Source organism: Aliamphritea spongicola (genome assembly GCF_017051665.1).
GTDB classification, from domain to species: domain Bacteria; phylum Pseudomonadota; class Gammaproteobacteria; order Pseudomonadales; family Balneatricaceae; genus Amphritea; species Amphritea spongicola.
This window is the reverse complement of sequence record NZ_JAFIDL010000014.1, coordinates 1-21211: the sequence shown is the minus strand read 5'-3', so window position 1 is coordinate 21211 and position 21211 is coordinate 1. Positions and strand designations below refer to the sequence as shown.

Sequence of the window (21211 nt, the reverse complement as noted above, 5' to 3'; positions counted from 1 at the left end):
CGACAGCCTTTATAAAGTTGAGCCACTTAATCTTCAGGGAAATTTCTGAGGATTAAAAAATGCTAAAACGATCTTTGTTTGTCGTTGGCTTTATTGGCCTGCATCTGGGCGTGTTGTATCACAGCGTACCTGCTGAAAATCTGTTGGCTGCGCTGACGGGAAGTATTGCTCTGAGCTGTATGGCGCTGAGTGTCTGTCTGGCAGCACGGTGGCGATGGCTTGATGCGCTTTGTGGTGGTCCGGACCGGTCTTACCGGGTGCACCGCTGGCTGGGGTACGGAGCTTTAACCGGTACAGTACTTCACTGGCCATTGGCAGAAGATGGATTGGAAGGTGCAGTGCCAATACTGGCAGATGTTGCAGGCGAGTCAGGTGAATTCGCAGCGATTTCCCTGCTGACGCTTGCAGCGGTTTCTGCGCTGAAACTGGTGCCTTATCACTGGTGGAAGAAAAGCCATTTCTTAATGGGGCCGGTGTATCTGATAACGGTTTTTCACAGTTTATTCTCCGCCTTGCCTTTCAGTGCGGACAGTCATGCGTGGCTGGCTATGCTGGGGGTAAGTCTGTTGGGTACGGTTGGCTGGCTGGCAACCTTACTGAGACGTTCCGGAAGTAAAGTGGAGGCAACGGTGGTGGCGCTGAACAAAACATCAGGGCGTACAGATGTAACCCTGCAGGTGCCAGCGGACTTCGGTTGGAAGCCGGGGCAGTTTGTGAACCTTGCGGTAAAACGGCCGGGCCTGGATGAGTATCACCCGTTCAGCTTTGCTTCTGCTAAGGGAAAAGGCACGGCGCGCTTCATTATTAATGCTGCAGGTGATTTTACCCGGCAATTACATAAAGACCTCTCTCTGGGTGACAAGGTATTGCTTAAAGAGGTTGCCGGCCGGTTCCAGCCGAAAACCGGCGCAGATAGGCAGGCTCAGGTGTGGGCCGCTGCGGGAGTGGGAATTACGCCGTTTCTGGCTAGCCTTGATGCGATGTCCGCTGATAGCGGCGCTAACATTGATCTGCTGTATTGTTGTGATGCCCGGAGTGATGCTTCCTTACTGCATGAGCTGAGAGCCCATGAAGAACGGCTACCGCAATTCACCCTGCATGTGTTTACGTCCGGTCAGCGTCTGAATGCCGCTAGTCTGAACAGTATGCCTGAGTGCTGGTGGAAGGCGGATTTGTATATCTGTGGTCCCGCTTCTCTGAAGAAAATGCTGATATCGCTGTGGCGGAAGCGCGCCCCGGAATACAGGGTTTACCATGAAGATTTTGACTTCCGCAGTGCTATAAACCTACCATCGGTGCCTCACAGGTTAATGTCTGTATGTATGCACCGGATTAGCCGATATATAAAAGGGCAGATAAATGCGTATTCTCGTACTTGAAGATGACTCCGAGCTGGGCAGTTGGATACAGAGCGGTCTTACGGATGCTGGTCACGTGGTCGACTGGCTGGAAGATGGCCGCCATGCACTGGCTGCAGCAACAACGCAGGAATATGACGTAGTACTTCTCGACAGAATGACCCCGGGGCTGGATGGCCTGTCGGTGCTGAAGGCGATGCGTGCAGCCAAGAATAATGTACCGGTGCTGATTCTTTCGGCGCTGGGGGATGTGGAGTGCAGGGTTCAGGGGCTGGATGCGGGCAGTGACGATTATCTGGCCAAGCCGTTCGCCTTTACGGAGTTACTGGCGCGTATTAATGCACTGGGCCGACGTTCTCAGGCGGGAACTCAGGAAGTTGTGCAGGTACTGACAGCAGGCGATCTGGAACTTGATCTGCTGAAACGTCAGTGTACCCGACAGGGCAGGAATATTGAGCTGAATACCAAAGAGTTTTTGTTGCTGGAAATTTTATTGCGTAATCCAGGGCGGATTCAGACCAAGGCAATGCTTCTGGAAAAGGTCTGGGATTTGCGTTTTGATCCAACCACCAGTGTTGTGGAAACCCATATCAGCCGGTTGCGCGCCAAGGTTGATAAGCCTTTTGATGAGACGCTGATCAGGACAGTCCGGGGGGCCGGTTATGTTGTCGACCTTACCCGTTAATCTGAATGCGTTACGCCGTCTGAAAAAAATGACGGCGTTGCGTCAGGCAGCTTTCCTGACACTGGTCTTTCTGGCGGTACTGATGATTGCCGGATGGTTCAGCGCGCAGTGGATAAGCCGGGAGCTGGACAGCGGCATTAATGATGAGCTGAAGCTGCGGCATGAGGCGCTTTCCCGGCAGTTAAAAGATCAGCCGTCGCCAGGCAGCCTGTTACCTAACAGCTCAGTGATGTTTGCCAGTTTTACTGATGCCCGTCAGCAGGTTTTTGGCGCCGATTCAAAGAAGTTATATCGCCGTGCCGGGCTGTCTGAAATCGAATTTGAGGATACCCACTCCGACGAGGAGAGCCGCTGGCGAATTTATAATGCCCCCGCCGCCGGTGGTCAGTTGGTGGTGGCGATTAACCTGGATCACCGCTACGACGTATTAGAGCGTATCGGCCAGTCTTATCTTGTTGTCAGTATTATTGTCAGTGTTGTAACACTGGTGGTGGGCCTGATGATTGGTTTATATAACCAGCGCCGGTATAGCCGAATCAGCCAGACGCTGGATACCATTGCAGCGGGTGATCTTTCAGCCCGGATCAATCAAACGAAGGCCCGGGATGACCTGGATCTGGTGGCGCAGCGCATTGACCTGACCACCGTCCGGCTGGAAAGTCTGGTGAAACAGACTCAGGACCTTTCAGCCAATATAGCCCATGATCTGAAGACGCCGATGGCGCGTTTACGTGCCCGGCTTGAGTCCGCTCTTATCAGCCCGGAAGCGGAAGATAATGCCGTAACACTTGAAGCTGCACTTGAGCAGATAGATAAAATGATTGCCACTTTTGAGGCAATTTTGCGAATTGCTTATCTGAATTCAGGGGAGTACCGGGCACGTTTTCAGCCGTTGCCGCTGGCAGATATTGTTCGCGAAACCGCTGATATTTACAGCCCTGTGGTAGAGGACTCAGGACGACAGCTTATTCTGGATGTGAAGGGGAGTGCAGCGGTGATGTGTTCTCGTGAGCTGCTGATTCAGTTGCTGGCAAATCTTATTGAGAATGCTATCCGTCATACACCGCCGGACAGTGTCATCTGGCTTACCTGTCATGGCAGAGTACTGACAATCGAAGATAACGGCCCCGGTATACCTGCGCATGAAAGAACGCGGGTACTGGAACCGATGTACCGGCTTGAAAAAAGCCGTAGCACGTCGGGCAGTGGCCTGGGATTATCTCTGGTAAGTACGATTTCACAGCTGCATCAGGCAAAGTTGGTACTCACTGATACCGGATCTGATAAGAGTCCGGAAGGGCTTAAAATTCAGCTGGAATTTCCGGCAGCCGAGCCGTGATAAACGGAAAGTTTACAAAAATGTAAACTTCGTGGCAGGTAAGCGTCAGTTTGCAGTTACATACTGGGTTCATCGAAAGGGAATTACCCGACGAGTTAACTGTAAACTGGAGACCTGTATGAAAACTGTTAACAAGATTCTGGTTATGATTGCCTCAGTGATTATTGGCAGTCTGGCGCTGGTGGGATTTGCCACTTTAGGACTGGCTGTTGTAGGTGTGGCATTTGCCGGCATGATAGCCCTGTCACTGGTTGTTGCCTGGAAAGCACGCCGTTCGCAAAACATCGTGGCAACCTATCATAGCTAAACGGAGTCTTTCAGGGACGGACTGAACCTATAACTGATCCCTGTTACTACAAACCTTCCCGGTGCTTTCTTCCCCTTTAAGCAACCGGCAAGGTTTGTTTTCGTTTTGGGGTGTGGATGTTTATTTCCGGCCCCTTGCTCGCGTTTAACTTACTTTTTCTGCTCCGGTATTAGTTATCAGTGTTGTCCGGTAAGTAGTTAGCAATGTTGTTCATTGCCCTTTGTACGTATGTCTCTTTTTCACCGACCGGCGCAACATAATGCATCGCTTCGCAGGCAGCTTCTGTTCCCTGTAACCGGGCAATCAGCCAGAAGGCCAGGTATTGCGATGCCAGACATCCGCCGGCGGTGGCGATATTGTCTTTCGCAAAAAATGCCTGATTGAGTACTTCAACGCCGGCTTCCTGCACCCAGGGTTTAGTGGTCAGGTCTGTACAGGCGGGGATGTTGCTGAGTAAGCCCAGTTTGGCAAGTACCAGAGCACCGGAACACTGAGCGCCGATGAGCTGGCGTGATGGATCAAGCTGGAGTTGCGATATTATTTCAGGGGCCTGAATGATGTCGCGGGTTTTCATACCGCTGCCAATGATCACTGCGTTAGCCTGGCTAGCTTCGCTAAGGGATACGTGACGGTGCATTGTTACCCCGTTCATTGATGTGACTTGCTCAGTAGGGGCCGCAATGGTCACCCGCCAGTTAGATGTTTTTATTCGGTTAAGAATACCCAGGGCAATCAGTGAGTCGAGCTCATTAAATGCATCGAAGCTGAGAATTGAAATATGCATGAGGCATCAGTCCTTGTTTTGGTTCTGTGTGGGTATTGCAGCGCTGTAATAACTTGTGAGGCCTCAGTGTATTGCTTAGTATCATGACAATAAAATTATTGTCATGGATACATTGTTGATGTCTGCATCCCGTTATAAACAGCTGGTGGATCAGTTTGCTGCCCGGATACAGGCCGGTCAGCTGGAACCGGGTACCCGGCTGCCGACTCACCGGCAGTTAGCGAAAGAACACAATATGGCGCTGGTCACGGCATCAAGGGTGTATGCCGAGCTTGAAAAAATGGGGCTGGTGAGTGGCGAGACGGGGCGGGGGACCTTTGTGCGGGATATGTTGGTGCCTGCCGGGCACGGTGTTGATCAGCAGCCAGTTGCCGACGGGATGCTGGATCTGAATTTCAATTCACCGTCACTGCCAAGCCAGACACAGTTGCTGCGCAACAGTCTAAGAGAATTGAGTCTGGCGGGTGATCTGGAAGCTTTACTGCACTATCAGCCCCATGCCGGGCGGCGCCATGAGCGGGCCATTGTGGCAGAGTTTCTGAAATGCCGGGGGCTACAGGCAGACGCTGAGCAGGTGTTGATTGTCAGCGGTGCTCAGCACGGGTTGGCCTGTACGGTCATGGGGTTGCTCAATCCGGGGGATGTAGTGGCAGCTGATGCGCTGATTTATCCGGGGTTTAAGGTGGTGTCGGAGACTCATCGCCTTGAGCTGACGCCGCTTGCATTGGGGCGTGACTGCCCTGATCTGGATACGCTGGAGGCTGTGTGTCAGCGGCGTAAAGTCCGGGCTGTATATGCTATGCCAACTCTGCACAATCCTATGGGCTGGGTGCTGGATCTGGCCTGGCGGGAACGTCTGGTGAAGATTGCCCGCCAGTATGATTTGCTGATTATTGAAGACGCTGCGTATGCCTTGCATGTTGAAGATGCCCCGCCTCCCTTGGCGAGTCTGGCACCGGAGCGGACTGTCTATGTTTCCGGATTATCAAAAAGTGTCGCGACCGGATTACGTTTTGGCTTTGTGGTGGCGCCCCCGCAGAAAGTGGCAGCCATTGAGCGGGTTATCAGAGCAACCACCTGGAATACGCCGGCACTGGTTACCCGAATGGCCTGTCAGTGGATTACGGATGGAACCGTCGCTCAGCTGGAGGCTGAAAAGCGCAATGATGCCATGCAGCGGCAACAGGTCGCCAAGCAGATATTGCAGGGTGTTGACTATATCAGCCATCCCGCATCGTATCTGATCTGGTTGCCTTTGCCGGAAGAAGCCAGAGCCGATCAGATTGTGACTGAGTTACTGGCTGCCAATATATCGGTGTCTACTGCAGAGCCGTATGCCACCACTGAGCATGTGCCCCATGCGTTACGTCTGGCGTTGGGATCTGTGGCGCTGGAAGACTTGCCGCAGGCGCTGCAAAAGGTCAGAGACGTAGTGAGCCTGTATATCTACTGAGAAGTCTTAAGCGTGTGTATTGTTAAAATATCAGGGCTATTCTGGCAGGCGGGAATTATGTGTCGGTATTTTTCTGCCAGTGGTGCCTGGACGGGTCGTATTCAGTGTCAGTCTGTTTATGGGCAGGAGAGTAACAGGTGATTTACACCGTAATCGCCTTGTTTGTTGCCGGGGCTATGTTTTGGCAGGTTATTTACTGAACAGTAATAGCGGAAAAAGGCGCAGCCTTATACGTGATTCAGCTTTGAAATAACAGCCCCGGAGTCAAAGTCCGACATGTTGACGTAAAAGGATGGCGTGAATGGATAAGTTGTCGCTTACGCTATAAATTAACATCTCACCTAATCAGTATGTTGAATACCTACTGAGGTATCCCATAACAATTATTAGTCTTGCTGTTCGCGAAGCTGACAGCTTGGAGGCGTAATCTACATGTCTAAATTTCCGAGTAAAGCCAAGGTCGTTATCATCGGCCAGGGTGGTATTGTCGGCGCGTCCGTCGTTCATCACCTGATCGAACGTGGTTGGGACGATATCGTTGGTATCGATAAGTCTGCCATCCCAACTGATATCGGTTCTACTGCTCACGCATCTGACTTCTGCTTTAACACTGCGCACGATCAGATGACTATCTTCACGACTAAGTACTCTATCGATTTCTTCGAGAAGATGGGTCGTTATGAGCGTATCGGTGGTATCGAAGTTGCACGTAAGGGCGACGACGAGCGTATGGACGAGCTGAAGCGCCGTGTTACTTCCGGTAAGGCTTTCGGTAACCGCGTTCGCATGATGAGCACTGCAGAAGCGAAAGAAAAATTCCCGCTTCTGGAAGAAGACGTAATCCAGGGTGCCCTGTGGGATCCGGATGCAGGTCTGGTTGTACCACGTTCTCAGACTGTTGCCGGTGAGCTGGTTGAAGCTGCTGAAAAAACAGGCAAGCTGAAGACGTTTGCGAACACTGCATGTACTGGTCTGAAAATTGAAGATGGCCGCATTAAAGGTGTAGAAACCGAGCGTGGTTACATCGAAGCAGAATACGTTGTTGTATGTGCTGGCCTGTGGGGCCGTCTGATCGCTGAAATGGCGGGCGAAGATCTGCCTGTTATGCCGGTTGACCACCCACTGACTTTCTTCAAGCCATTCAACGAGTTTGAAGGTACCGGTAAAGAAATCGGTTACCCACTGCTGCGTGACCAGGGTAACTCTGCTTACCTGCGTGACACAGGTGACCCGAAGTCTTCTGAAGGCGGTCAGCTGGAATGGGGTTACTACGAAGAGAAAGAACCTCGTATGTGTCACCCACGTGACATTCTGGAAAAAGAAGAAGCGCGTCTGTCTCCGTCCCAGCGTGACCTGGAACTGGAAGAAGTTATCGAGCCGCTTGAGCGCGCGATGGAACTGACTCCTGTACTGGCTGAACTGGGTTACGACGAGAAGTACTCTTTCAACGGTCTGCTGCAGGTAACTGCAGATGGTGGTCCGTCTATCGGTGAGTCTTCTAACGTACGTGGCCTGTGGTACGGCGTTTCTGTATGGGTTAAAGATGGCCCGGGTACCGGTAAGGTTATCGCTGACTGGATGACTGACGGCCGTACTGAATTCGACCACAGCAGCATCGATGTAGCACGTGCTTACCCATTCCAGTGTGAAGAGAAGTACATCCACGACCGTTGCTACGAGTCTGCATTCAAGATCTACAACCCACCTGTACACAACCGTGAGCCATACACTGCTGCCCGTGGTAAGTTCCGCAGCCCGTTCTGGGAGCGTGAAAACGAGCTGGGCGGTTACTTCATGGAAATCGCTGGTTGGGAACGTGCTCACGGTTATGCGAGCAACGAACACCTGCTGGAAGAGTACGGCGACAAAGTGCCTGTACGTAAAGCAGAATGGGACAGCCGTCACTTCTTCCGCGTATCTAACGCTGAGCATCTGAAGATGTCTGAAGATGTGGGCATGATCAACCTGTCTCACTTCGCAATCATCGATGTTACCGGTCCGGACGCTGAGAAGCTGATGGAATACACCTGTGTCGCTAAAGTAGGTGGCGACACTCCAATCGGTAAGGGTGTATACACTCACTTCCTGGATCACGTAGGTGGTGTGCGTGCCGACCTGACTGTTCTGCGTCTGGGTGAGCAGCACTATCGTGTAATTGACGGTGGTGATGCGGGTCACCGTGACCTGGTATGGCTGAAGCGTATGGCTCAGGACAAAGGCTTTGACGCTCAGGTAACCAACGAGACTCAAAACTACGGCTGTCTGGGTGTATGGGGTCCTAACGCCCGTGCAGTTCTGGAAAAAGTAGTTGATGACCCGGCGTCTATCAGCACTGAAAACTACCCGTTTGCAGCAGTTAAAGACATCAAGATCGGTGGCGTTGACTACACCTTCTTCCGTATTTCTTACGTAGGTGAGCAGGGCTGGGAGATCCACTTCAAGATGGAAGATGGTCTGGCACTGTGGGATGCGGTATACGCGCAGGGTGTTACCCCTGTAGGTATCGAGACTTACGCGAACAGCCGTCGTCTTGAGAAGAGTCTGCGTCTGCAGAACGCTGATATCCTGACTGAATACAACCTGCTGGAAGTTGACCTGGCCCGTCCTAAGGTTAAGGCAGCTGAGTTCTTCGGTAAGGATGCGCTGCTGGCTCAGCGTGAGCGTGAGCATCAGCCAGCATACCTGTGTACTCTGGTTATGCAGGAAAACGTTGATTCTAACGGTGTTGCACGTTACCCGGTGGGTAACTGCCCAATTCTGGATCCGGCTACCGGTGAAGCGCTGATCGACTCTGAAGGTCGTCGTTCTTACACCACCAGTATCGTTTACGGTCCAAGCATTGGTAAGAACATTGCTCTGGGTTACCTGCCATACGAGTATTGCGAAAAAGGCCGCGAGCTGGAAATCGAATACTTCGGTGACAACTACAAGGTAACTGTAGAAGCCGTTGGTTACGGTGCGCTGTACGATCCTGAGAACGGTAAGCCACGTTCTTAATCGTTAGCTGTAATAATCAAAAAGCCGGTGTCTTTGGATGCCGGCTTTTTTGTTTGTACCTTCAGTGTGCGCGAGCTGGAAATCGAGCTTACTTTCGGCAGTGACAACGGCAAGGTAACTGTAGAAGCCGTTGGTTACGGTGCGCTGTACGATCCTGAGAACGGTAAGCCACGTTCTTAATCATCAGATGTAATAATCAAAAAGCCGGTGTCTTTGGATACCGGCTTTTTTGTTTGTACCTTCAGTGTGCGCGAGCTGGAAATCGAGCTTACTTTCGGCAGCGGCAGCTACAAGATAGCAGTAGAAGCCGTTGGTTACGGTGCCCTGTACGATCCAGAGAACGGTAAGCCACGTTCTTAATCGTCAGTAAGACCTAAAAAAGCCGGTGTCTTTGGATGCCGGCTTTTTTGTTGGTGGCGGGTGGTGCTGAGCCGGATTACTTTCCACCGGCAAGGTCGATGAAGCTTCCGGTGGTATAGGAGGCTTTATCAGAGAGCAGCCAGGCGATGGCTTCAGCTACTTCTTCCGGTTGTCCGCCCCGCTGCATAGGAATAGCCGGTTTTAAGCGTTCGATACGTTCGGGTTCACCACCGTCGCGGTGCATATCTGTATAAATAAAGCCTGGACGCACACCGTTTACCCGAATATCTTCTGCGGCCAGTTCAGTGGCGAGGCCTGTCGTCAGAGTATCGATCGCGCCTTTGGAGGCGGCATAGTCGATGTATTCCCCGGGAGAACCTGTGCGGGCAGCAACTGAGGAAACATTGACGATGGCGCCGCCTTGTCCTCCGTGGTTTACGGACATGCGCATGATGGCTTCTCTGCAGCACAGGAAGTAGCCGGTGACATTGGTTGTGAGGATTTCATTAATGCGGTCTGCGGTCATATCCTGCAGGCGCATCTGAGGCTTGAGGATACCGGCATTGTTGACCAGATGGGTCAGTGGCCCAAAGGTATCATCAATGGTTTGGAACATCTCTTTAACTTGTGCTTCCTGGCTGACGTCGGCCTGCAGAAGCAAAGTATTACAGCCCTGCTGGCGCAGCTCGGTGCTGAGCTCTTCGGCGCATTGCGTTTGCCGGTGGTAATTCAGGCAAACATTATAGTTCTGGCTGGCCAGTAAGCGGGCAGTAGCGGCGCCAATGCCGCGGCTCGCCCCGGTGATCAAAACTGTTTTTTCTGACATGGGGCGCTCCTTAAGTTTTGTCGAGATCAGCGTAAGCTGATGATTTCCCAGTTGTTGGCTTTGGCTGTTGCGGTCAGGGTTTCGTCAGCATCAACAGCCACCGGATGATCGACCAGCTTTAATAATGGCAGGTCGTTATTCGAGTCACTGTAAAAATAGCTGCCTTCAAGGCTGTAAGGGTTATCTTTCAGCCAGCTGTTCAGACGGGTAACTTTGCCTGCCTGGAAGCAGGGCGTGCCGGCGACTTTGCCTGTGTAACGGCCGTCGATCATTTCCGGATCGGTGGCAATGATTTCATCGACACCGAGTTTTGCGGCAATTGGCCCGGTTACAAAACGGTTAGTGGCAGTGATAATCAGTGTGTAGTCGCCCTGATCTTTATGTTTCTGCAGCAGTGCAGCGGCTTTAGGCAGCATCATGGTTGCCACTTTTTCAGTCATGAATTGCTGATGCAGGCTTTGCAGTTGTTCAGGTTCAAGCTCTGCCAGAGGTTTCAGCGCAAACTCAAGGAACTCTTCAATATCCAGCGTGCCTGCGACGTACTGATCAAAGAAATAGTCGTTAGCCTGACGGTAGGCGTCTGTATCAACGATGCCTTTTTCGCAGAGAAATTCCCCCCAGGCGTGATCGCTGTCGCCGTTTAACAGGGTGTTATCAAGATCAAAAATTGCCAGTGCCACGCTACTGCTCTCCTGAAAATGCAGCAGGTATAACGGAACCTGCCGTCTGAAAATGCTTCTAAAGGCGCTAGCATAGTGACTTGGCACGATCCTCGCAAATGATCCTTGCTGCCGGCGGCTTTGCGGTTTGCGCCAGCGCGCGGAATTATGGAACAATAGGGCAAAAGATTTATAAGGAATTACCGTGATTGATTCAGACGGGTTCAGACCGAATGTCGGTATCATTCTGGCAAACTCGATGGGTCAGGTACTTTGGGCAAGACGAATTGGACAAGATGCATGGCAGTTCCCCCAGGGGGGGATTGATCGCTCAGAAACACCTGAGCAGGCGATGTACCGGGAACTCAAAGAAGAGATCGGACTGTCGCCGGAAGATGTTGAAATTGTTGCTGTGACCCGTGGTTGGCTAAGGTACAGACTACCCAAGAGAATGATTCGGCACCACTCACATCCGGTGTGTGTCGGCCAGAAACAGAAATGGTTTTTACTGCGGATGCTGAGTGAAGACAGCGCTGTCAGTATCAATGAAACAGAGACGCCTGAGTTCGATGGCTGGCGCTGGGTAAGCTACTGGTATCCGCTGGGACAGGTAGTTGCCTTTAAGCGTGATGTTTATCGTAAGGCAATGCGCGAACTGTCTCCTAAGCTGACCCGGTTAGTACTGGACGGTTGGCTGTAACTTACCAGCAGAGGATAAAATTAAGGGTATGATACCGGTCATCCGGTGTTATGCCGGTCAGGCCGCTATCTGATAATGTCTGGCCTGAGCTTCGATTAATAATAACAACGCCTGGGAGAGCGACAGCATGCTAGAAGCACTGCGGAAAATAGTACAAGAAGTTAACTCAGCACCGGACCTGGAGTCAGTGCTACGGGTTATCGTTCGACGCGTACAGCGTGCAGTGCGTACTGATGTTTGCTCAATCTATCTGCTTGATCCGGCAACCCAGCGTTTCATTCTGAAGGCAACCCAGGGGCTGAATAAGAAGTCCGTGGGGCAGGCCAGTCTTTCCCGTTCTGAGGGTATTGTCGGGCTGGTGGGTGAGCGTGCCGAACCCATTAACCTCGAAGATGCTTCGAAACACCAGGCTTACAGTTACATTCAGGAAACTGGCGAAGAGAAGTTTCACGCTTTTCTTGGTGTGCCGATCATCCACCACCGTGAACTGCTGGGTGTATTAGTTGTTCAGCAGGAAGCTATCCGTCGCTTTGATGAGACCGAAGAAGCCTTCATGGTAACCATGTCGGCTCAGCTGGCCGGTGTGATTGCGCACGCAGAGGCAACCGGTTCTATCGGTAAGCTGGATGACGTAAAGAATAAAGGTAAAACTGACCGTAAGTTTGAAGGTGTGTCCGGCTGTGTGGGTGTGGCCATTGGTCAGGCTGTGGTCATGACGCCTCTGGCGGACCTGAACGGTGTGCCGGACCGGCAGGCCAAAGATATTGAGCTGGAAAAAGAGAAATTCCAGAACGCGCTGGCATCCGTCCGCAAAGATATCAAGAAGGTTGCCCGCAGTTTATCCAAGCGGCTGCGCTCAGAAGAGCGGGAGCTGTTTGATGTCTACCTGCGTATGCTGGATGACAATGCGCTGGCCGGCGAAGTGGTTGCGCAGATTGAAAACGGTAACTGGGCGCAGGGTGCATTGCGTAAGGTTGTTGAGGAACATGTCCGTCAGTTTTCCCTGATGGAAGATCCCTACCTGCGCGAGCGTGCCAGTGATATCCGGGATCTTGGTCGCCGGATACTGACCTGGCTGCAGTCTTCTGCGCCGTCTCTTGCTGAAATTGATTTTCCTGAAAACGCGATTTTGGTTGCTGACGAGCTAACACCGGCAATGCTGGGTGAGGTGCCGACTGATAAGCTGGTAGGTTTGTTGTCGGTAAACGGTTCCGGTAATTCTCATGCTGCAATTCTTGCCCGTTCAATGGGGATTCCGACGGTGATGGGGGCGGTCGACCTGCCTTATACCCGTATTGAAGGCATGCAGATTATTCTGGATGGCTTTTCCGGGCGGGTTTTTGTTAATCCGTCTGATGATCTGTTGCAGTGCTACCAGGATATTATTGATGAAGAGCGCCAGGTTAATGCTGATCTGGAAGGCCTCAAAGAATTACCGGCAGAAACCAAAGACGGTTACCGGATGCCCTTATGGGTGAATACCGGTCTGGTGACAGATGTTGCCCGTTCCCTTGATCGGGGGGCGGAAGGTATCGGCCTGTACCGGACCGAAATTCCGTTCATGATCCGTGACTTCTTCCCCAGCGAACAGGATCAGACAGAAACTTACCGGCGTCAGTTGGAGGCCTTTGCGCCCCGGCCGGTGACAATGCGGACATTGGATGTGGGTGGGGATAAGCCTCTGCCATACTTCCCGATTGAAGAAGAGAATCCGTTTCTGGGTTGGCGGGGTATCCGTATTACACTGGATCACCCGGAAATATTTCTGGTGCAGATCCGGGCCATGCTGAGAGCGGCGGAAGGGCTGGATAACCTGCGTATTATGTTGCCGATGGTGACAAGCGTTCATGAGGTGGATGAAGCGAAGTCTCTGATCAGTCAGGCGGTCAGTGAGCTGCGTGAGGAAGGGGTTAAGGTTGTTCAGCCGCAGATTGGGGTAATGGTTGAAGTGCCGGCGGCGGTGTATCAGGTGCGGCGTTTTGCCCGGCGGGTAGACTTTATTTCGGTGGGTTCTAACGACTTGACCCAGTATCTGCTGGCGGTTGACCGGAATAACCCGCGGGTGGCGAATCTGTATATGTCGTATCACCCGGCGGTATTACGGGCGTTACAGTTCATTGTGCAGGAAGCACATAAGGAAGAAGTGACTGTCAGTATCTGTGGTGAGATGGCTGCTGATCCTGGCGGTGCCGTGCTGCTGATGGCAATGGGGTACGATATGTTATCGATGAACGCCACGAATCTGCCACGGGTGAAATATACTATCCGCCATGTGACGATCGAGCAGGCCAGTGGTTTGTTATCCACCATTCTTTCGATGGATGATGCCGATAAAATTCACCTGCTGATTCGCGATACCCTGAAGAAGTGGGGGCTGGGGCAGTTTACCCGGCCGACAATTCCCGACTGATATTTACCTCCGATATCCTGCTTTCAGGGTGTCGGAGTCTTTCCGGTGCTGTCTGTTGCCGGTTCTTATTTGCTATCTGAACTGCCGAAAGGCGGAATCTCTAATTCAAATTCAATCTGTTCGGTTGCACCTGTTGCATCGTAATTCTGTTCGATGATGCGGGTTCTGCCCTGATAATCCTGCAGGACGACTGTTGTCGCCCGGGTGCCGTAATGTTCGAGTTTTATAAAGCTGCTGGACAGTGCTCTTTCGATTTCTAAGCCTACCTGGGTGTCGGGAAGCAAATGGTCGGGATAGCGCTGTGGATCGGCCATCATCCGGATAAGTGTTTGTGGATCAGGATCTTGCGCCTGAATGATATCTGTCAGGCGCTGCTTTTGGTGAGTGGTTTTAGGCCAGTCTGTATCCAGCTGAGCGTTGCTGATACCGAAAATTCCGGCTGAAAGTTGCTGGCACTTGTTACTCACATTTGAGGCATAGAATAGACCGGACGAATCCGCTACCATAAGGTTAAAACCATCGTATGGAACGGTTGTTTGAATCACGTCTGATGCATAACGATGCGCGCTTATGGAAGAGCTCAGAAATTCTGTCGTAAGTAAGCCCCGGGACTTGTTGGAAGACGCAGTGTGTAAACCGTTCCGGTGGTTTGTTATGGCGCTGAAGTGGCCGTTTCTGGCAATACCCAGCCAGGTGCCGCTATGCAGTGAGTCCCGGCCGGCAATGATGCCAGCCGGAGAGTCCCAGAGATGAAGTGACCGTGTGTGCCTTGCGTATTGCTCGTCACGGTTAGCAACCAGTATCAGGTTGTATGTCGGGTGTTGCCGGTAGGCAAAAACAATCAGGCACATTGGTTATCTCTCTGTTGGATTCAGTCAACCTTATCGGGAAAAAAGTGATGTTGCTACTGTTCTTGGGATACCTGGTGCTGGGGGCGTTCGCCGGTATACTGGCGGGTTTGTTTGGTGTCGGTGGCGGGCTGGTGATTGTGCCGGTGCTGGTGGTGACGTTTCAGCTTCAGGGAATGGCGCCGGAGGTGCTCACCCATGTCGCCGTAGCGACATCGCTGGCGACCATCGTGATTACCTCTATCAGTTCAATTTCTGCCCACCATAAACGAGGGGCGGTGCGCTGGCGTTTGTTCCGGTTCATCGGGTTGGGTGTTGCCTTTGGATCGGCGCTGGGTGTTGTTACTGCGATTGAGCTTGAAGGTAAGGTTATCCAGTTAGCGATTGGGGTGTTTGCCCTGTATGTGGCTGTAATGATGGGGCTGGATGTTGTGCCAAAAGGTGGCGGTAAACCTTCCCGGCCAGGGTTGGTGGTGTCCGGTGGATTCATTGGCTGGGTATCGGCTATTTTTGGTATCGGGGGTGGCACACTAACGGTGCCATACCTTAACTGGAAACAGGTCAATATGCAGGAGGCGGTAGCCACTTCGGCAGCCTGCGGTTTCCCAATCGCTGTGGCCGGTGCGGTAACGAATGCCTTGATGGGGCAGGGGAACGCCAATCTGGATGAGTGGAGTCTGGGCTATATTTATCTGCCCGCTTTAGTTGGGATCAGTCTGACCAGTTACGGTTTTGCTAAATTCGGTGCGAAGCTGGCGCATTCTATGTCACCAACCATGTTGCGCCGGGCGTTTTCAGTATTTCTGTTACTGGTTGCCGGTAAGTTTATCCTTTCGAATATATGAGTTTTCCGGTAGGAGTGATCCGGGCGCTGGCTGAATCACTCCTGCAGGCATAATCTTGTAAGCCTCTGTATAATCCCCGCGTCTGATATTAATATGAGCATCCATTGAACGGATGATTTTCTGGCCTGTCTTTATTTGGCGATGACTGAATTTAAATTAAAGGATTTCTATGTGGGTACATGATATCAACCCGATTGCGGTTGATCTGGGTATGCTGCAGATTCACTGGTATGGTCTGATGTATCTGATCGGCTTTGCGTCTGCCTGGTATCTGGGTAATTACCGTGCGGCACAGCCGGGTTCGGGCTGGAATGCTCAGCAGGTTTCCGATCTGATATTCTGGGGCGCCATGGGTGTAGTGCTCGGTGGCCGGTTTGGCTATGTGCTGTTTTATAATTTCCCGCAGTTTCTTGATGACCCGCTCTGGCTGTTTGCGATCTGGGAAGGGGGGATGTCTTTCCATGGTGGCCTGCTGGGGGTGATTACTGCTATCGCAGTATTTGCCTGGAAGTACAAGAAGGGCTTTTTTGAGATTGCTGACTTTGTAGCACCTCTGATTCCTATCGGCCTGGGGGCCGGGCGTTTAGGTAACTTCATTGGTGGTGAGCTCTGGGGGCGGGCAACCGACCAGACCTGGGGAGTGATTTTCCCCCGCGCCGGTGATCAGTTGGGGCGGCATCCTTCACAGCTTTATGAAATGGTGCTTGAAGGTGTGGTGATGTTTGCGGTGCTTTGGCTGTATACCCGTAAACCCCGTCCGCCAATGGCTGCATCCGGCTTGTTTTTGCTGATGTACGGTCTGTTCCGTTCCTTTGTTGAGCTGTTCCGTGAGCCGGACGGGCATATTGGTTTTGTGGCCCTGGACTGGCTGACAATGGGGCAGCTGTTATCTTTACCGATGATTGTTATCGGTGCACTTTTTTTATTGATGGCACACAAGCGTGTCGCAGGTAATGCCCGGGTATAAGGCATTATCTTCAGAATACCGGAGACCGATAGTATGCAGGCTTATCTGGATTTATTAGCAGATGTAATGAACACGGGTACTGATAAAGGGGATCGTACCGGTACGGGTACGCGTTCTGTATTTGGCCGGCAAATTCGTTATGACCTTGCAGAAGGTTTTCCTCTGCTGACCACTAAGAAGCTGCATTTTAAATCGATCGCAGTTGAGCTGCTCTGGTTCCTGCGGGGTGATACCAATATTCGCTATCTGAAAGAAAACGGTGTCAGTATCTGGGATGAGTGGGCGCTGGAAAACGGCGAACTTGGTCCTGTGTATGGTGCGCAGTGGCGTAACTGGCAGGGGGCTGACGGGCAGTTTTATGATCAGGTGCAGGCGCTGGTAGACGGGCTCAAGAATAACCCGAATTCCCGGCGGCATATTATCAATGGCTGGAACGTGGCACTGTTGCCGGATGAGTCTAAAAGCCCGCAGGAGAACGCAGCGGATGGCCTGATGGCTTTGCCTCCCTGCCATGCTCTGTATCAGTTTTATGTTGCTGATAATAAGCTGAGTGCTTCCCTGTATATTCGCAGTAATGATCTGTTTCTGGGGCATCCTTACAATACTGCTTCGCTGGCGCTGCTGACGCATATGCTGGCTCAGCAGTGTGATCTGGACGTGGGTGATATTGTGCTGAGTCTGGGGGATGCGCATATTTATGCAAACCATTTCGAACAGGTGGAAACTCAGCTGCAGCGTACACCTAAAGCGTTGCCGCAACTTCGTATTAAACGCCGTCCTGCTTCGATTTTTGACTATGAGTTTGATGACTTTGAAATAGTTGGATATGAAGCAGATGCGCATATCGGTGCGCCGATTGCTGTCTAACGCAGTCAGTGCTGGCTGTGGATAAGTAGAGGTTGTTGTATACAGGCAGCTGCAGGTTATTCTGTGGCTGCTTTTTTATTTTGAAGAGCTTTGGCAACATGCCTTATTATTAGGCGCATATTTATGGCAGGCCTGCCCGTCTGGCTGGCTGCTCTTACCTGACAGGATATTCATGAAACTCGCTATTATTGTGGCTCAGGCCGAAAACCGCGTTATAGGTATTAACAATAATCTGCCGTGGCATTTGCCGGAAGATCTGCGTTACTTCAAACAGGTAACAATGGGTAAGCCGATTATCATGGGCCGGAAAACGTTCGAGTCTATCGGTCGGCCTTTACCTGGCAGAGCTAACATCGTAATTACCCGGGATGCTGAATATAAGCATGACGGTATTAAGGTTGTTCACAGTCTGACAGAAGCCCGTGAGTTGGCGGAAAGTATCTGTCTGGTGGACGGGCGGGATGAAGCGATGATTATCGGTGGGGCTGAGATTTATAACCAGGCACTGGCGGACGCAGATACCCTGTATTTAACGCAGGTACATGCCAGTGTTGACGGAGATGCCTTCTTTCCTGAGTTCCATCCGGGAGAGTGGGCCGAGTCGGGACGTGAAACCTATCAGCCTGATGAGACAAATCCTTATGCGTACAGCTTTATTGTATTGCAGCGTATTAGCGGGGCGGCATAACCATGCTATCAGTCCTTCTGGCTTTACTGGCTGACGGTAAGTTTCATTCTGGCCAGGATTTAGGAAATGCGCTGGGTGTCAGTCGCAGTGCTGTATGGAAACAGATGCAGCTGGTCCAGGCGCTGGGGCTGGAAGTGTACAGTGTTAAGGGACGAGGTTACCGGGTTCCCGGTGGGATTGACCTGCTTGATGCTGAGAAACTGGTGGCCGGATTTGATCCGGGTGTTGCAGGTAAAATTGAACTGCAGCCTGTTGAATACAGCATGCCTTCTACCAATGCTGCGGCGCTGGCTGGGTTTGCAGATCTTTCCGCTGGCTGTCGGTTATATGTGGCTGAGCAACAAACGGCCGGACGTGGTCGCCGGGGGCGTCAGTGGGTTAGCCCGTTTGCAGCCAATCTGTATTTTTCACTCACCTGGCAGTTCACGAATGGTGTGGCTGCGCTCGAGGGCTTGAGTCTGGTGGTGGGTGTTGCACTTCTCAGGGGGCTTCGCCAGCTGGGCGTGAATGATGTCTCGGTGAAGTGGCCGAATGATTTATTGTGGCGCAACCGTAAGCTTGCGGGTGTGTTGCTGGAAATGGCTGGCGATGCATCAGGCGACTGTAATGTTGTAATCGGTGTGGGGCTGAATGTGAATATGCCACGCCAGGAAATGAATGATGTTGATCAGCCATGGGTGGATCTGACTGAAATTATGGGCAAGGTGCCTTCGCGGACTGAAGTTTTGAGTGCAATGATTAATGCTCTGGTCCCAACCCTTGAAGAGTTTGTTAAAGAAGGATTTAGCGGTCTTCGGGATGAATGGCAGGCGGCGAACGGTTTTCAGGATCAGCCTGTTGTTTTGCAGACCGCTCAGCACAGTATTCAGGGTGTATGTCGCGGTGTAAACGAAACCGGTGCGCTGTTGCTTGAAACCGGCAGTGGCACGGAAGCATTCCATGGTGGTGAGGTCAGTCTGAGAGCATCATGAGCGTTCTGGATATTGATATCGGTAACAGCTTTCTGAAATGGCGTTTAGTGGACGAAAGTGGTCAGCGTCAAAGTGGCCGCTGTCTGGTGACGGATTATCCTCAGGTTTTTAGTGGTCGATTGCTTGCCGGTGTTGAGCGAATCAGAGTCGCCTCTGTTGCTGGTACCGCTGTGAACAGTGCCTTGCAGCTTTGGGGGCGGGAGCAGTTGGGGCTGGAAGCTGAGTTTGCTGTCACCGGCAAAAAAGCTTCAGGTGTGACTAACAGTTATGTAGATCCTTCAAGAATGGGGGTCGATCGCTGGCTGGCAATGGTTGCGGCATACAAACATCAGCAGGGTGCATGCTGGGTGGTTGATTGTGGCAGTGCTATTACCGTGGAACAGCTGTCAGAGGACGGAGTGCACCTGGGTGGTTATATTGTGCCGGGTTTGCCGCTTATGGGTAAGAACCTTTTATCTAATACGGCTGAGATAATCGTCGACCGTTCAATTGATGCATTTGAATATGCGCCGGGAACAGATACCAGTTCAGCTGTGCAACAGGGATTGAACTGGGTTTTCCGGTCGATGGCGCATCAGTTGGCCCGTGAAGTAGCGGCTCCGGTGTATGTGACCGGAGGTGACGGTGAGTTGTTTACTCGGTTGATGGGTGAGCATCACGGTGATTGTCAGTATTTGCCGGAGCTTGTGTTGGATGGGTTGGCAGAGGTGCTGGGATAACATGCGCTGGGCGATTGTTTTGTTGCTGTTAGCCAATGTGATTATGTTTGCCTGGTATTCTCAGAGTGGGCCAGAAGTACAGGTTGGGCAGGAAGAGGATAAAGGGCCTGTGCAGTTGCTGGCAGAGGTGGATGCAACCAATCTGTTGCGTCGCAATGAGCAGGCTTCCTCGCCGCCGTCTGTTGAGTCAAAAGAATTAACCTGTGCAGTCATCGGGGGGCTGTATACGGATCAGGAAGCCAACCAGTTCTTTGAAGCTCTGCAGGGCTATCAGCTTGAAGGAGTGCTTAGGGATAAGCGCAAGGATGAGGTGCTGGGTTATGAGGTTGCTGTCAGCTTGCCGTTAACAGTTCTGCAAACGGAGCGTTTGCAGGCTGAGGGTTTTACGTTACGTCAGTTTAATCAGCAAATGGTGGCGCAATTTGTTGCCTTTAGCGCAGCCAGAGATGTGCGGGTCAGACTAGCGCCGGAAATAGAGGCTGAAATATCAGCGCTTGAGCGTAAAACCGGTGGCTTTGAGGTTTGGGTCAGTCTGTATGACGGAGAAGAAACCGTCAGTAAAATCAAGCTGATAGCGGCCCGGCTGGGTTTATTGTTAAAAATTGAAAAAAAGTTGTGTAAAGGGGTTGCAAGCACCCAGTCTCGTGAGTAATATGTGCGCCACTTCGCTGCTGATGCCGGTATAGCTCAGTTGGTAGAGCAACTGACTTGTAATCAGTAGGTCCCGAGTTCGACTCTTGGTGCCGGCACCATTTAGCAATGGCGAAGTATGGTAAGGTGGGGTTCCCGAGTGGCCAAAGGGATCAGACTGTAAATCTGACGCGCAAGCTTCGGTGGTTCGAATCCACCTCCCACCACCATTTAAAGCCATACAGGCTAGAGAAGCGGGTATGGTATAGTGGTATTACATCAGCCTTCCAAGCTGATGAGGCGGGTTCGATTCCCGCTACCCGCTCCACTTATGTTGTGCTCATGTAGCTCAGGGGTAGAGCACACCCTTGGTAAGGGTGAGGTCGGCGGTTCAAATCCGCCCATGAGCTCCAGAATTTACAGAGGGTAGATATAGCAATATATCTACCCTTTGTTGTATGTGGCGACGTGGTAGTTATACACACAGCATTATGACCTTTTACTGGGAATAAACAGACATGGCTAAGCAAGCATTTGAACGTAGTAAGCCGCACGTTAACGTTGGTACAATCGGCCACGTTGACCACGGTAAAACAACTCTGACAGCGGCACTGACCCGCGTATGTGCAGAAGTATTTGGTGGTGAAGCGGTAGCGTTTGACGGTATCGACAATGCACCAGAAGAGCGTGAGCGTGGTATTACTATCGCAACTTCTCACGTTGAATACGATTCTAACGACCGTCACTACGCGCACGTAGACTGCCCGGGTCACGCCGATTATGTTAAAAACATGATCA

22 protein-coding genes and 4 tRNA genes are annotated in these 21211 nt (G+C 51.8%); 22 read left to right on the top strand and 4 right to left on the bottom strand.

The annotated features are described in order from the left end of the window. Positions 1-59 precede the first annotated feature (59 nt). The 4 genes from JYB63_RS22335 (at position 60) to JYB63_RS22320 (ending at position 3689) form a co-directional block, all read left to right on the top strand. Complete coding sequence (locus tag JYB63_RS22335; protein ID WP_205660149.1) at positions 60-1379, top strand: ferredoxin reductase family protein; 1320 nt, start codon at positions 60-62, stop codon at positions 1377-1379. Continuing rightward, positions 1360-2043, top strand: coding sequence for a response regulator (locus tag JYB63_RS22330; protein ID WP_205660148.1), 684 nt, complete (start codon positions 1360-1362; stop codon positions 2041-2043). Before JYB63_RS22335 ends, JYB63_RS22330 begins: the two co-directional genes overlap by 20 nt. Then, a complete protein-coding gene (locus JYB63_RS22325; protein WP_205660147.1) occupies positions 2021-3382 on the top strand; it encodes a sensor histidine kinase in 1362 nt (453 codons plus the stop codon). The genes JYB63_RS22330 and JYB63_RS22325 overlap by 23 nt, the downstream gene beginning before the upstream one ends. A 118-nt stretch (positions 3383-3500) precedes the next feature. After that, on the top strand, positions 3501-3689 hold the full coding sequence (locus JYB63_RS22320) for a hypothetical protein (RefSeq protein ID WP_205660146.1): 189 nt from the start codon (positions 3501-3503) through the stop codon (positions 3687-3689). Between the two features lie 169 nt (positions 3690-3858). Here the strand turns inward: JYB63_RS22320 and JYB63_RS22315 are convergent, their stop codons facing one another. Beyond that, positions 3859-4473, bottom strand: a complete 615-nt coding sequence (locus tag JYB63_RS22315) for a DJ-1/PfpI family protein (protein WP_205660145.1) — start codon at positions 4471-4473, stop codon at positions 3859-3861. 118 nt (positions 4474-4591) lie between these two features. On the opposite strand from JYB63_RS22315, the gene JYB63_RS22310 reads away from it, so the two are divergent. From JYB63_RS22310 to JYB63_RS22295, 4 genes are all read left to right on the top strand, one after another. Beyond that, positions 4592-5926: an aminotransferase-like domain-containing protein gene (locus JYB63_RS22310; protein ID WP_205660144.1), complete on the top strand. Its 1335-nt coding sequence runs from the start codon at positions 4592-4594 to the stop codon at positions 5924-5926. A gap of 432 nt (positions 5927-6358) precedes the next feature. Next, entirely contained in the window at positions 6359-8923 is a 2565-nt protein-coding gene (locus JYB63_RS22305) for an FAD-dependent oxidoreductase (protein ID WP_205660143.1), read from the top strand. Between the two features lie 33 nt (positions 8924-8956). After that, positions 8957-9103: a hypothetical protein gene (locus tag JYB63_RS22300; protein WP_205660142.1), complete on the top strand. Its 147-nt coding sequence runs from the start codon at positions 8957-8959 to the stop codon at positions 9101-9103. 33 nt (positions 9104-9136) lie between these two features. Then, a complete protein-coding gene (locus JYB63_RS22295) occupies positions 9137-9283 on the top strand; it encodes a hypothetical protein (protein ID WP_205660141.1) in 147 nt (48 codons plus the stop codon). Between the two features lie 76 nt (positions 9284-9359). Here the strand turns inward: JYB63_RS22295 and JYB63_RS22290 are convergent, their stop codons facing one another. After that, positions 9360-10109 carry an SDR family oxidoreductase gene (locus tag JYB63_RS22290; protein WP_205660140.1) on the bottom strand — a complete coding sequence of 250 codons (750 nt, stop codon included), beginning with the start codon at positions 10107-10109 and terminating at the stop codon, positions 9360-9362. Positions 10110-10135: 26 nt separating this feature from the next. Then, positions 10136-10789, bottom strand: a complete 654-nt coding sequence (locus JYB63_RS22285) for a histidinol-phosphatase (RefSeq protein WP_205660139.1) — start codon at positions 10787-10789, stop codon at positions 10136-10138. Positions 10790-10973: 184 nt separating this feature from the next. Here JYB63_RS22285 and JYB63_RS22280 point away from each other — a divergent pair, with 184 nt between their 5' ends. Then, on the top strand, positions 10974-11468 hold the full coding sequence (locus JYB63_RS22280; RefSeq protein ID WP_205660138.1) for an RNA pyrophosphohydrolase: 495 nt from the start codon (positions 10974-10976) through the stop codon (positions 11466-11468). Between the two features lie 127 nt (positions 11469-11595). After that, entirely contained in the window at positions 11596-13878 is a 2283-nt protein-coding gene (gene ptsP / locus JYB63_RS22275; RefSeq protein ID WP_205660137.1) for a phosphoenolpyruvate--protein phosphotransferase, read from the top strand. 65 nt (positions 13879-13943) lie between these two features. Here the strand turns inward: ptsP and JYB63_RS22270 are convergent, their stop codons facing one another. Then, the gene (locus tag JYB63_RS22270; RefSeq protein ID WP_205660136.1) at positions 13944-14729 is read right to left on the bottom strand and encodes an NRDE family protein; all 786 of its coding nucleotides are present in this window, start codon (positions 14727-14729) and stop codon (positions 13944-13946) included. Between the two features lie 47 nt (positions 14730-14776). Between JYB63_RS22270 and JYB63_RS22265 the strand changes: the two genes are divergently transcribed. The 12 genes from JYB63_RS22265 to JYB63_RS22210 all read left to right on the top strand — a co-directional run. Further along, positions 14777-15571, top strand: coding sequence for a sulfite exporter TauE/SafE family protein (locus tag JYB63_RS22265; protein ID WP_205660135.1), 795 nt, complete (start codon positions 14777-14779; stop codon positions 15569-15571). A gap of 169 nt (positions 15572-15740) precedes the next feature. Then, positions 15741-16538 (top strand): prolipoprotein diacylglyceryl transferase, encoded by a 798-nt coding sequence (gene lgt, locus JYB63_RS22260; RefSeq protein ID WP_205660134.1) that lies wholly within the window; start codon positions 15741-15743, stop codon positions 16536-16538. A gap of 33 nt (positions 16539-16571) precedes the next feature. Then, entirely contained in the window at positions 16572-17405 is an 834-nt protein-coding gene (locus JYB63_RS22255) for a thymidylate synthase (RefSeq protein ID WP_205660133.1), read from the top strand. Positions 17406-17577: 172 nt separating this feature from the next. Further along, a complete protein-coding gene (locus tag JYB63_RS22250) occupies positions 17578-18093 on the top strand; it encodes a dihydrofolate reductase (protein WP_205660132.1) in 516 nt (171 codons plus the stop codon). Between the two features lie 2 nt (positions 18094-18095). Next, positions 18096-19064, top strand: coding sequence for a bifunctional biotin--[acetyl-CoA-carboxylase] ligase/biotin operon repressor BirA (birA, locus tag JYB63_RS22245; protein WP_205660131.1), 969 nt, complete (start codon positions 18096-18098; stop codon positions 19062-19064). Continuing rightward, entirely contained in the window at positions 19061-19783 is a 723-nt protein-coding gene (locus tag JYB63_RS22240; protein ID WP_205660130.1) for a type III pantothenate kinase, read from the top strand. Before birA ends, JYB63_RS22240 begins: the two co-directional genes overlap by 4 nt. Next, the gene (locus tag JYB63_RS22235; protein WP_205660160.1) at positions 19758-20435 is read left to right on the top strand and encodes a hypothetical protein; all 678 of its coding nucleotides are present in this window, start codon (positions 19758-19760) and stop codon (positions 20433-20435) included. Before JYB63_RS22240 ends, JYB63_RS22235 begins: the two co-directional genes overlap by 26 nt. Positions 20436-20459: 24 nt before the next feature. Then, positions 20460-20535, top strand: a tRNA-Thr gene (locus JYB63_RS22230). A gap of 24 nt (positions 20536-20559) precedes the next feature. Further along, positions 20560-20643, top strand: a tRNA-Tyr gene (locus JYB63_RS22225). 24 nt (positions 20644-20667) lie between these two features. Beyond that, positions 20668-20741 (top strand) — tRNA-Gly (locus tag JYB63_RS22220). A 10-nt stretch (positions 20742-20751) separates the two neighbouring features. Next, positions 20752-20826, top strand: a tRNA-Thr gene (locus JYB63_RS22215). Between the two features lie 105 nt (positions 20827-20931). Continuing rightward, the coding region (locus JYB63_RS22210; RefSeq protein WP_243432125.1) for a GTP-binding protein at positions 20932-21211 on the top strand (280 nt) is incomplete at its 3' end.

What these genes read in the sequence shown, in the direction of transcription:
- JYB63_RS22335 (WP_205660149.1), top strand. Translation starts at nt 60, where the DNA reads ATGCTAAAACGATCTTTGTTTGTCGTTGGCTTTATTGGCCTGCATCTG.
- JYB63_RS22330 (WP_205660148.1), top strand. Translation starts at nt 1,360, where the DNA reads ATGCGTATTCTCGTACTTGAAGATGACTCCGAGCTGGGCAGTTGGATA.
- JYB63_RS22325 (WP_205660147.1), top strand. Translation starts at nt 2,021, where the DNA reads ATGTTGTCGACCTTACCCGTTAATCTGAATGCGTTACGCCGTCTGAAA.
- JYB63_RS22320 (WP_205660146.1), top strand. Translation starts at nt 3,501, where the DNA reads ATGAAAACTGTTAACAAGATTCTGGTTATGATTGCCTCAGTGATTATT.
- JYB63_RS22315 (WP_205660145.1), bottom strand. Translation starts at nt 4,473, where the DNA reads ATGCATATTTCAATTCTCAGCTTCGATGCATTTAATGAGCTCGACTCA.
- JYB63_RS22310 (WP_205660144.1), top strand. Translation starts at nt 4,592, where the DNA reads ATGTCTGCATCCCGTTATAAACAGCTGGTGGATCAGTTTGCTGCCCGG.
- JYB63_RS22305 (WP_205660143.1), top strand. Translation starts at nt 6,359, where the DNA reads ATGTCTAAATTTCCGAGTAAAGCCAAGGTCGTTATCATCGGCCAGGGT.
- JYB63_RS22290 (WP_205660140.1), bottom strand. Translation starts at nt 10,109, where the DNA reads ATGTCAGAAAAAACAGTTTTGATCACCGGGGCGAGCCGCGGCATTGGC.
- ptsP (WP_205660137.1), top strand. Translation starts at nt 11,596, where the DNA reads ATGCTAGAAGCACTGCGGAAAATAGTACAAGAAGTTAACTCAGCACCG.
- JYB63_RS22270 (WP_205660136.1), bottom strand. Translation starts at nt 14,729, where the DNA reads ATGTGCCTGATTGTTTTTGCCTACCGGCAACACCCGACATACAACCTG.
- JYB63_RS22265 (WP_205660135.1), top strand. Translation starts at nt 14,777, where the DNA reads ATGTTGCTACTGTTCTTGGGATACCTGGTGCTGGGGGCGTTCGCCGGT.
- lgt (WP_205660134.1), top strand. Translation starts at nt 15,741, where the DNA reads ATGTGGGTACATGATATCAACCCGATTGCGGTTGATCTGGGTATGCTG.
- JYB63_RS22255 (WP_205660133.1), top strand. Translation starts at nt 16,572, where the DNA reads ATGCAGGCTTATCTGGATTTATTAGCAGATGTAATGAACACGGGTACT.
- JYB63_RS22250 (WP_205660132.1), top strand. Translation starts at nt 17,578, where the DNA reads ATGAAACTCGCTATTATTGTGGCTCAGGCCGAAAACCGCGTTATAGGT.
- birA (WP_205660131.1), top strand. Translation starts at nt 18,096, where the DNA reads ATGCTATCAGTCCTTCTGGCTTTACTGGCTGACGGTAAGTTTCATTCT.
- JYB63_RS22240 (WP_205660130.1), top strand. Translation starts at nt 19,061, where the DNA reads ATGAGCGTTCTGGATATTGATATCGGTAACAGCTTTCTGAAATGGCGT.
- JYB63_RS22235 (WP_205660160.1), top strand. Translation starts at nt 19,758, where the DNA reads ATGGGTTGGCAGAGGTGCTGGGATAACATGCGCTGGGCGATTGTTTTG.